1 protein-coding gene is annotated in these 1,294 nt (G+C 68.2%); it reads left to right on the plus strand.

Going from position 1 to position 1,294, the window contains the following annotated elements:
- The coding region (locus F1615_RS35400) for a polyketide synthase dehydratase domain-containing protein (protein WP_208818483.1) at positions 1-1,294 on the plus strand (1,294 nt) is incomplete at both ends.

A 1,294-nucleotide genomic window follows, 5' to 3' on the forward strand; every position in this document is an offset into this window, starting at 1 on the left:
CACACCACCCCACACCCCCACCCACACCACACTCCACCGCAACCACAACGACCACCACCACCTCCTCACCACCCTCGCCCACCTCCACACCACCGGCCACACCACCACCTGGCCCACCAGCAGCAGCAGCGCGGTCAAGCTCCCGACCTACCCCTTCCAACACCACACCCACTGGCTCACCCCACCCACCACCACCGCGTCTGCCACGGCCGCCTCTCTCGGTCAGGCGGCCAGCGACCATCCGTTCCTCGGCGCTGTCCTCGACCTTCCCGAGCAGGGCACCACCGTCTTCACCGGGCGAGTTTCGCTCGACGCACATCCCTGGATGGCCGACCACACCATCCAGGGGAGGGTGTTGCTGCCGGCAACGGCTGTCGTGGATCTCGGCCTGCACGTGGGGAACCACCTCGGTTGCCCCGTCATAGGGGAGCTGACCCTGCACAGGCCACTGACACTGTCCGATGACACGGCACGCGACCTCCGGCTCACCGCCGTACGGTCCGATGAGGGCGCGGTCTGTGAACTGGCCTTCCACTCCCGTGCGTCCGAGCACGACGAGTGGAGCCACCACGCATCCGCCACCCTCACCGCACAGACAGCCGACGCGTCCGATGCGTCAGACGGGTCCGACGGGTCCGGCGCCTGGACCACCTGGCCACCCGCCGGCGCCACCCCCCTTGATGTGACATCTGCGTATGACGACCTCACCGCAGGCGGCTACCACTACGGACCTCTCTTCCGGGGACTCACGGCCGCGTGGCGGGACGGTGACGATGTGTACGCCGAAGTCGCCCTGCCGTCGGCCACGGACAGCAGCAGCGCCGGTGCGGGTACTGACGGATACGGGATTCACCCTGCTCTTCTTGACGCCGCGCTCCATCCCCTCGTCCTGCACCCGGACGAGACAGCAACGCATCAGACCTCGCTGCCGTACTCCTTCGAGGGCATCACCCTGCACGCCACCGGTGCCAGGGCCATACGAGTCCGGCTCAGGCGAACCGGAGCTCATGCACTCTCGCTGACCGCGGTGGACCCCACCGGAGCGCCGGTCGCGACCATCAACTCCTTGACGCTACGTGCTCAGGGGTCCTCGGTGTCCGCTCCGCTGCACAGCGTGCGGTGGACACGCCGGCAACCCTCCCCCCACACCAGCACCGACACCCCCGACCTCACTCAACTCACCCTCACCCAAGCCCTCCACCAACCCCTCCCCACCACACCCCACCTCCTCATCCACCTCACCGACCCCGACACACCCCACCACCCCACCAACCACCAACCCCTCACCGACACC

It is taken from the genome of Streptomyces marokkonensis (assembly GCF_008312835.1).
GTDB lineage: Bacteria > Actinomycetota > Actinomycetes > Streptomycetales > Streptomycetaceae > Streptomyces > Streptomyces marokkonensis_A.